This window comes from Cecembia sp. (assembly GCF_007126775.1).
Classification (GTDB): Bacteria; Bacteroidota; Bacteroidia; order Cytophagales; family Cyclobacteriaceae; genus Cecembia.
In genome coordinates, this window is the sequence record NZ_SLAP01000173.1 from 1 (window position 1) to 8,781 (window position 8,781).

Here is an 8,781-nt window from a genome sequence, read left to right on the forward strand (position 1 = left end):
AATGAACTGGTTAACCGTCAACCCTCAACCCTCCGAAATACTTCGGAGCAAGCTGAACCCTGAACACCTGAACCCTGAACACATGTACCCTCCCAAATTGTTACCTACTTTGAAAACTCCTTCAAGACCATATACTTGGTCAGGTCGGAGTGAAGGATTTCTGTAAGTTCCTGCTCATTACCCTTACTGGTTTCAGTAAAAAGGAAACCAAAGACCCCACATTGGCCCATATTGACTTCCCTTACGTGCAGCGGATTTTCAAAGTCCCTGGCTAAGGCATTAAAATCAAAGTAGGCTATGTCACCCTGTGGTACATCGCTTTGATTGTCCAGAAGAATCAAGCTGTATTGCTTGTCTTTCCTTTCTGCAAATACCGCTTCCCAATCGGGCTTTTTGGACTGGAAGAAATATTCGTAGGAATTGATTCCGTATGCAAACCAGGTCAGATCGGCTGTCGTGCACAAGCCGCCGAAGCGCATAGGATTAACCTCTATTGGAATGATTTTGCCCGGCTCGGTTTCACGGATTTCTATGTGCAAAGGAAAATTTCTTAGGTCTATTTTTTTACCAATTCCTTCCAAAAATTCCATGATGGCAGGACTTAGCCTTTCTATGATTTCTTGCGAACTGCTGTAAACCCGATCACTTACATCCACCTCAGATTTGAATACATGGTGTAGAACATTAAGGATAACAGGACGGCCATGTTGATCAAAATAACAATCAAAAGCATATTCTTCACCACTGATATAGCCTTCCAATATAAATTCCGTCTGACTTACGACCGTGTCTGGATATAGGCCACTGCTTTTTTCAATTTCCTGCTTGATTTTTGCCACTGTGGCTGACCAATCTTCTGGGCCGTCTACTTTGTGCACAGCTATACTGAAAAAACCTACTACAGGCTTGATGATAAAGGGAAAAGGAAACCGCTTGATATCCATTTGTTCCAATTCATCGAGCTGTGCTGCTTTGAAAAAGTAATCGGGATAAAGCGCTTTTACCAGTTGTCTGAAACGGAATTTATTTTTGAAAACCCTTATTTTATCCATCAAGGGACTGTTGGGAAGATGCTCTTGGATCCATTTAATGCTGTTTTCGGAATTGGTGTAAACAGGAGTAAGGGGATCTTTTTGAAGTTTTTCAATAGCGTCCTCACTGCTGATCCAATTGACCCTATGGCCTATCATAATGGCCATAGCTTCCTGGGTAGCGATTAGAGGAAATTGATTGCGAACGAGTGTCTCTTTCAAGAAATCAGAGACAAAAGGATAATCCAATAAAATCATGTATAGAAAATTTCCCGAATTTAGCTTATCTCAAATCTATCGCCACCTGATTTTTACCAGCGGTAACTTTAAAGGCTGCCTTTTCAAAACTAGGAGGACCAAAGGTACCCGTAGCATTATTGGAAAAACCATAACCATCTCTTGGAACACCAAATGCATTGGTTCTCAATTTTCCGGTATTTTGGCTGTCATGAAAAACGGAGAGGGCATAGGTGCCTTCCGGGAGATTTTCAAAGGTGTAAACAGCTTTTCCACCCTGGATTTTTACTGAAGCACTACCATGGGCCTTTTCAACGACATCGGGAAAACCATCAGATCCTTTAAACAAGAGGACCCGAACCACACCCTCATTGTTTTTCACCTTATTTACGGTAAGTTGTAAGGTGTTTTCCTCATTGGATTGGTACATCAATGCAAATAATGTCAGAATAAATAGGAACAGTTTCATAAGCAGTTTTTATAGGTTTCGGGTCGGTTGATTTTTCCAGAAGGCGTTCGTGTAAACTCCTTTACATAATGGATTTCCTTAGGTAAATGATAACGGTCAAACAGACTTTTGAGTTTTTCCAGCAATTCCCGTTCCTTTTCTGTTTCTTTTTGGGATGCCTCAACAAGGAGTATCAATCTCTGGCCTAATTTTTCATCCACTTTCCCAAAAAGAAAAAAATTCACATGACCGAAAACTGATTCAAAATCAGCTGTCATTTTCGGTTCCATTATTTCCGGTTGCAGTTTGATGCCTCCGGAGTTAACCGTAAAATCTGCCCTGCCCAGCCATTTGAAACTTTGATCATCAATGATTTCCACAAGGTCCTTTGTCTGTAATGTTTTCTTCCCTGCCATGGGAGCCTTGATCCAAAGTCTTTGATTGGAATCCGTACCTATCTTTACTTCCGGTAAGGTCCGGTAAATGAGACCAAGCGTATTAATTTTAGCCAATGCAATATGGGAGACGGTTTCGGTCATGCCATACGTCTGGTAGGCCTGGATTTTATGTGCTGCAATTTTTTGAATCAGGGAGGGGGAGGAAGGAGCACCTCCAATGATCAGTGTTTGGGTGTTTTTTAAGATTTGCAGACTCTTCACCTCCGAAAGTGCGGCAGCTACCTGCATGGGCACCATGGCAATAAAATCAAATCCCGAAACCTCCATATCCCTTAATGGGTTTTCACTTGGCTTTACCAGGTAGATTTCAGAATCCCATTCCATGCCTCTGACCAGCATCATTTTTCCTGCTACCATCCCAATATTCAGGCAGCAAAGTAGCTTGGCCCCCTTGGGTACCTGAAAAAAGCGGCGGGTTGAAGCAGCAGATACTTCCATTTGTTTTCTATCCACCAAGATATCTTTAGGTTCTCCTGTAGATCCGGATGATGGCATTTTAAAGCTTTTTTCACCGCTGAGCCATTGCTGGCAGAAATTTAATGCCTGCTGGAAATAGGGATCTTTTTCGGAGCAATTCCCTTTCTGGAGCTCCTCTTCTTGGTAAACCCTGTTTTCTATTCTTATTGTGGCCATTGTTATAAAGTCCTTATCCCAAAATTCAACAAAATTCCTGGAAGGCTGTTATCTTGCAGGGAAATTTTAAAATAATTGGAAATGGAAATTAACTGGGAAACCGTCAAGGAATACGATGATATCACTTATAAAAAATGCGATGGAGTGGCCAGAATCGCCTTTAACCGTCCTGAAGTAAGAAACGCTTTCAGGCCAAAAACTACTTCTGAACTTTTAGACGCCTTCAAGGATGCACATGAAGATACTGGCATTGGCGTGGTTTTGCTATCGGGAGAAGGACCTTCTCCGAAAGATGGGGGCCATGCTTTTTGTTCGGGCGGAGACCAAAGAGCCAGAGGACATCAGGGATATGTAGGAGAGGATGGTTACCACAGGCTGAATATACTTGAAGTGCAGCGTTTGATCCGCTTTATGCCCAAAGTGGTAATCGCCGTAGTCCCAGGTTGGGCAGTGGGTGGGGGCCATAGTTTGCATGTAGTCTGCGATCTGACCTTGGCCAGTAAAGAGCATGCCATTTTTAAGCAGACAGATGCAGACGTGACCAGTTTTGACGCCGGATATGGGTCTGCATATTTGGCCAAAATGGTTGGACAGAAAAGAGCAAGGGAAATTTTCTTTTTGGGAAGAAATTATTCTGCCCAGGAAGCTTTTGAAATGGGGATGGTCAATGCCGTAGTGCCACATGATGAATTGGAGTCCACCGCTTATGCATGGGCCCAGGAAATATTGGAAAAATCCCCTACGTCTATCAAAATGCTAAAATTTGCCATGAACCTGACAGATGATGGAATGGTAGGGCAACAGGTTTTTGCAGGTGAGGCAACAAGGTTGGCCTATATGACAGAGGAAGCCAAAGAGGGCAGGGATGCCTTTTTGGAGAAGCGTAAGCCAAATTTCAGGAAGATCAAATGGATTCCTTGAGAAGGGGAGAGAGAGGATTGGAGCGTGATGAGTAGGCAAAAGGCGAAAAGTAAAAGGTAAAAGGGGTTGGAGCTTTGAAGGTTTGAGGAGATCGTTTCTGATCTTAGAAAGGATTTTGAATCACTAAGCACACCAAGGGTGTGAAGAAAAAGTCCTAATAATCTCAGAAGAGTTCAAAGTGAATTTGGCTTATCCTTGTCACCTCGACGAAGGAGAGGTCTTTAACGAAGAATGGTTTAGAGCTTGGTAGCTTGCTTTATTATGAGTCCAAGCCTGGAGACTTTAACTAAGGTTTTTAAACCACTAATTACACAAATTTTACTGATTTAAAGCTTTGTAGGGATCTGATATATTTAATGAGATCAAAACCATCAGGGAAAAAGAATTAGGCGCGAGACTTGCGAATTTCAGCAGATGTTCTTGATACTACTGCTTTGAAGAATAGTCGAAGGCACTTGATAACATAGGATAGGGTGCAGTCCTATCCATATGGAATTCTCGGTCTACTACGCGGCCCGGGGCTGAAGAGCTTGTCCCGAGAATCGAGGCCACGGATAATTTGATTACACCATATACCTGTCCATTGCGGTTTAAAAATGAGCTGAAAGCTCAATGACCAATAGTGCCGCGCTGCAACCACGCGACAACGGTGCGAAAAGCTTCGCTTTTTATGTGCCAAAAATCACTGCTAAGAATAAATAAAATCAATTTTTTCAATCCATGAAACTACTGGGCTTGATTGGAGGGACTTCTTGGTACTCCACCATAGAATATTATAAACTGATCAATGAACTGGCTGGAGAGCACATTGGGCATGATCAAAATCCATCCCTGCTGATTTACAGTCAGAACATTCAGCTTATGCGGGAACAGGACAAGGAAAAAATCAATCAAACATATTTGGAAATTTCCCGGAAATTGGAATCGGCCGGTGCAAAAGGAATTCTTATTTGTGCCAACACCCCGCATATGGTTTATGATTTTGTACAGCCGCAAATCGGTATTCCTATTTTGCATATTGCAGAGGCAATTGGAAGAAAGGCGAAGAAAATGGGCTTACAAAAATTAGGACTTTTAGGAAACCGGCCTACCATGACAGGTGACTTTATCCCATCTTATTTGAAAAGGAATTTTGACATAGAAACCTTAATTCCCGATACAGAGTTTATCGATCGGTCCCATTATTTTGTTTCCAAAGAACTTACTTTGGGGATTTTTACGGATGAGGCGAAATCCTTTTACCAAAAGCAAATGGAACTCTTGGCTGGAAAGGGTGCTGAAGGAATGATTATGGGTTGCACAGAATTGCCCTTATTGATTAAAGAGGAAGACTCAGAATACCCTTTGATTTCTACCACCCAATTGCATGCACAGATGGCGGTTGATTTTATTTTGGGTGCATATTGAATGAATCAGGCCCAAAGGGAAGAGATCTGACAATCCATTGCCGAACCGAAGGTAAAGAAAATTGGGAGGTCGGAGGGCGGATTTCTATTTTTAACCCCAAACAAAGTACACATAGATTTTCTGGAGTCAACTGTCTGATTTTAAAAATGGCTTGGTGTCGCCAAGTCATGCCCTGTACATGTGACATTTGTTTTCTCCCATAATAACTTGGAACTGGCCTAGAAATTCCAATGGAGAATTCTGGTTTAAATAAATACCTTATTGATTGGATTTTATAGAATAATATAGGTGGATATAAAGACTTAGTTTATTAAATTTTTCAATATCTTTCCATATCTAAAACCGGCAACTATGAAAAAAAGCACTATTCTTTTTACCACCCTTTTAATGGCTTTTTGTTTTTTGCCAGAAAGGGTAGTTTTTGCTCAGGACAACCAGGAAGAAATTCCAATTTTTCTAATCAAAGTTATCGATGGAAATGAGTTTATCGGTCAGATAATCGATGAAGATGATGAAAAAATCATCCTCCTTACTGAAAAATTTGGAGAGATTACCATAAAAAAATTAGATATCCAAAGAAGAACACTTGTCAGTGGGAAGCAGGTTGTTGATGGGGAATTATGGTTTGAAAACCCACAGGCGACACGCTACTTTTTTGCACCCAATGGCTATGGAATCCAACCTGGGGAGTCTTATTACCAGAATGTTTGGATATTTTTCAATCAGTTCACCTTTGGCGTTTCAGAAAATTTCTCCATTTCCGCGGGATTGGTCCCCTTGTTTTTATTTGCTGGGGCACCAACCCCGATTTGGATAAACCCTAAAGTTTCTATTCCTGTAGTACGGGACAAGTACAACATTGGAGCGGGGGCGCTCGTGGGTACAGTTTTGGGCGGAGGAGGAGCATTCGGCGTTCTTTATGGGGTAAATACTTTTGGCAACAAGGATAAAAACATTACCCTTGGTTTGGGTTGGGGTTTTTCTGATGGTCAGATTGCCAGTTCGCCTACCATTACCTTGAGCGGGATGGTGCGTACTGGTCCAAAAGGGTATTTCCTCACCGAGAATTACATCATCAGCACTGGATTTGAAACATTTGGCTTGATCTCTCTGGGAGGAAGGAGATTGATCAACAACGTCGGTTTGGATTATGGGTTGATTATTCCTGTCAATAGTTTTGCCGATGGCTTCTTTGCTGTGCCCTGGCTCGGTTTGACAGTGCCTCTAGGCAAAAATTAAATTCCATTTGTGAAGGTCTGTATTTAGCTTTAACTTCCCGAATGAAGCATTTTGAAACCGAGTATATTACTCATGATAAATACAAACTTTATCTGCAGGCATGGCTTCCAGAACAGCCAGTCGCTTCTTTATTGCTGGTTCATGGACTTGCCGAGCACAGCGGCAGGTATGCCCATTTGGCCAAAAAACTGGTAGAGGCAGGAGTTGCTGTTTTTAGTTTTGATGGAAGAGGACATGGGAAGTCTGCAAAAACTTACCCTACGGCCTATTTTGGCAATTATCAGGATTATCTCAAAGACATCGATGCCCTTTTTCAAAAAGTAAAGGCCTATTATCCAGGGATTCCAAATTTCATTTTTGGGCATAGTATGGGTGGGGGAATGGTTGCAGCCTATGCCCTTCATCATGGACCTGACGCGGATGGCATCTTGCTCAGCGCACCTGCACTTCAGCCTTCAGATGATATTTCCAAGTTCCTGATCGGAGTTTCCGGCTTGTTGAGTAAGATCGCCCCCAAACTTAAAGTGCTTAAACTGGACAGCAGCAAGATATCCCGTGACCTCAAGGAAGTTGAAAAATATGATACCGATCCTTTGGTATATCATGGACCTGTGCCGGCCCGTACCGGGCATGAACTTTTGAGGATGATGCAGGGCATCAAAGAAAAGGTAGCTACTTTCCAATATCCGGTCTTGCTGCTTCATGGTACGGAAGACCAATTGACTGATCCCAAAGGGACGGAGTTTTTTTTCAGAAATATTGCTTCGGAAGACAAGACCTTTCACCGTTATCCAGGACTTTTTCATGAGCTGATCAATGAACCGGAAAAGGAAACCGTGATGAATGATATACTTCATTGGTTGCAGGAGAAATATTGAAAATGAAGACCTTAAGATAAAACCAACAAAAAAATTATTTTTCAAATATTTAAAAATGTATTTGGAATATAAAAAATTGTTGATTTATTTTACAGGGATAATTTTTATCCTAAAATTCTCTAAAGGCATTATGAAAAAGATTCTTATAACAGGCGGAGCAGGTTTTTTAGGCTCCCATCTTTGCAAAAAACTGCTCCTTGAAGGCAATCAGGTCCTGGCTGTTGATAACTTTTATACGGGTAGAAGAGACAATCTGACTGATCTTTTGGACCACCCCAACTTGGAGGTGCTCCAACACGACATTACCACGCCACTTTTTGTGGAGGTAGATGAAATATACAATCTGGCGAGTCCAGCCAGTCCCATACATTACCAATATGATCCGGTGCATACTACCAAAACATCAGTATTAGGCGCCATTCATATGCTGGGTCTGGCCAAGAGACTCAATATAAAAATATTACAGGCAAGTACATCAGAGGTTTATGGAGACCCGGCTGTACACCCTCAGCCCGAGTCTTATTGGGGAAACGTCAACCCCATAGGCCCCAGGGCCTGCTATGATGAGGGAAAGCGTTGTGCTGAGACTTTATTTTTTGATTACCATAGACAGCACAAGGTTCAGATCAAGGTAATGCGGATTTTCAATACATATGGACCACATATGCAGGCCAACGATGGCAGGGTGGTCAGTAATTTTATCATGCAGGCCTTGCATGATCAGCCGATTACAATTTACGGTAATGGCAGTCAGACCAGAAGTTTTTGTTATGTGGAAGACCTCATTGAAGGCATGTATGCTTTGATGCAGACTTCCAAAGAAGTTACCGGCCCGATCAATATTGGAAATCCCGGTGAATTTTCCATGTTGGAATTGGCGCAGACCATCATAGAATTGACTGGTAGTAAAAGTGAGTTGGTATTCAAGCCACTTCCCCAAGACGACCCTAAGCAAAGGAAGCCGGATATCCGCCAAGCACAGGAAGTATTGGGTTGGGAACCAAAAATCAACTTGAGGGAAGGTTTGGAGAAAACCATTGCCTATTTTGAAACCCAGATTCCCGAGCATATCGGTAAAATTGTCCTTTAAACTGAACCCTGAACCTACTTTGTTCAAATGTTCAATCCGCCACGCCTGTACGCCTGTGGAGTAGCGGACAAGTCGTTCATAGTTTTACGAATCTTGTAAAGTTCACTTGTACCCATGAACTTCTGAACCATGAACCCTGAACTCCTGAACTTCTGAACCCTGAACCTTGAACCTTGAGCCCTGGACCTACTTCGTTCAAATGTTCACAGTTCATAGTTTTACGAATCTTGTAAAGTTCACTTGTACCCATGAACTTCTGAACCCTGAACTTCTGAACCTTGAACTTCTGAACCTCGAACCCTGAACCCTGAACCCTGAACCTACTTTGTTCAAATGTTCACAGTTCATAGTTTTATGAATCTTGTAAGGTAAACTAGAACCCATGAACTTCTGAACTCTGAACTCTGAACCTACTTCGTTCAAATGTTCACAGTTCATA

General features: G+C 42.1%; 9 protein-coding genes. 5 read left to right on the top strand and 4 right to left on the bottom strand.

Translation table 11 applies throughout. The annotated features are described in order from the left end of the window. Positions 1–104: 104 nt before the first annotated feature. From QZT73_RS11720 to QZT73_RS11730, 3 genes are read right to left on the bottom strand one after another with little or no spacing between them, the layout of a single operon-like run. Complete coding sequence (locus tag QZT73_RS11720; RefSeq protein ID WP_291788306.1) at positions 105–1,289, bottom strand: ATP-grasp domain-containing protein; 1,185 nt, start codon at positions 1,287–1,289, stop codon at positions 105–107. A 25-nt stretch (positions 1,290–1,314) separates the two neighbouring features. After that, entirely contained in the window at positions 1,315–1,737 is a 423-nt protein-coding gene (locus QZT73_RS11725; protein WP_291780621.1) for a DUF2141 domain-containing protein, read from the bottom strand. Beyond that, positions 1,734–2,807 (bottom strand): AMP-binding protein, encoded by a 1,074-nt coding sequence (locus tag QZT73_RS11730; protein WP_291780623.1) that lies wholly within the window; start codon positions 2,805–2,807, stop codon positions 1,734–1,736. Before QZT73_RS11730 ends, QZT73_RS11725 begins: the two co-directional genes overlap by 4 nt. Before the next feature lie 81 nt (positions 2,808–2,888). Between QZT73_RS11730 and QZT73_RS11735 the strand changes: the two genes are divergently transcribed. The 5 genes from QZT73_RS11735 (at position 2,889) to QZT73_RS11755 (ending at position 8,342) form a co-directional block, all read left to right on the top strand. Continuing rightward, the gene (locus QZT73_RS11735) at positions 2,889–3,728 is read left to right on the top strand and encodes a 1,4-dihydroxy-2-naphthoyl-CoA synthase (RefSeq protein ID WP_291780625.1); all 840 of its coding nucleotides are present in this window, start codon (positions 2,889–2,891) and stop codon (positions 3,726–3,728) included. Positions 3,729–4,448: 720 nt separating this feature from the next. Beyond that, positions 4,449–5,135 carry an amino acid racemase gene (locus tag QZT73_RS11740; protein WP_291788309.1) on the top strand — a complete coding sequence of 229 codons (687 nt, stop codon included), beginning with the start codon at positions 4,449–4,451 and terminating at the stop codon, positions 5,133–5,135. Positions 5,136–5,486: 351 nt separating this feature from the next. Continuing rightward, positions 5,487–6,374, top strand: coding sequence for a hypothetical protein (locus QZT73_RS11745; RefSeq protein ID WP_291780629.1), 888 nt, complete (start codon positions 5,487–5,489; stop codon positions 6,372–6,374). Between the two features lie 41 nt (positions 6,375–6,415). Beyond that, positions 6,416–7,252, top strand: a complete 837-nt coding sequence (locus QZT73_RS11750; protein WP_291780631.1) for an alpha/beta hydrolase — start codon at positions 6,416–6,418, stop codon at positions 7,250–7,252. 130 nt (positions 7,253–7,382) lie between these two features. Continuing rightward, on the top strand, positions 7,383–8,342 hold the full coding sequence (locus tag QZT73_RS11755) for a UDP-glucuronic acid decarboxylase family protein (RefSeq protein ID WP_291788311.1): 960 nt from the start codon (positions 7,383–7,385) through the stop codon (positions 8,340–8,342). Positions 8,343–8,552: 210 nt separating this feature from the next. Here QZT73_RS11755 and QZT73_RS11760 read toward each other — a convergent pair. After that, positions 8,553–8,781, bottom strand: a 229-nt coding sequence (locus QZT73_RS11760; protein ID WP_291788314.1) for a hypothetical protein, incomplete at its 5' end; no start/stop codon positions are given.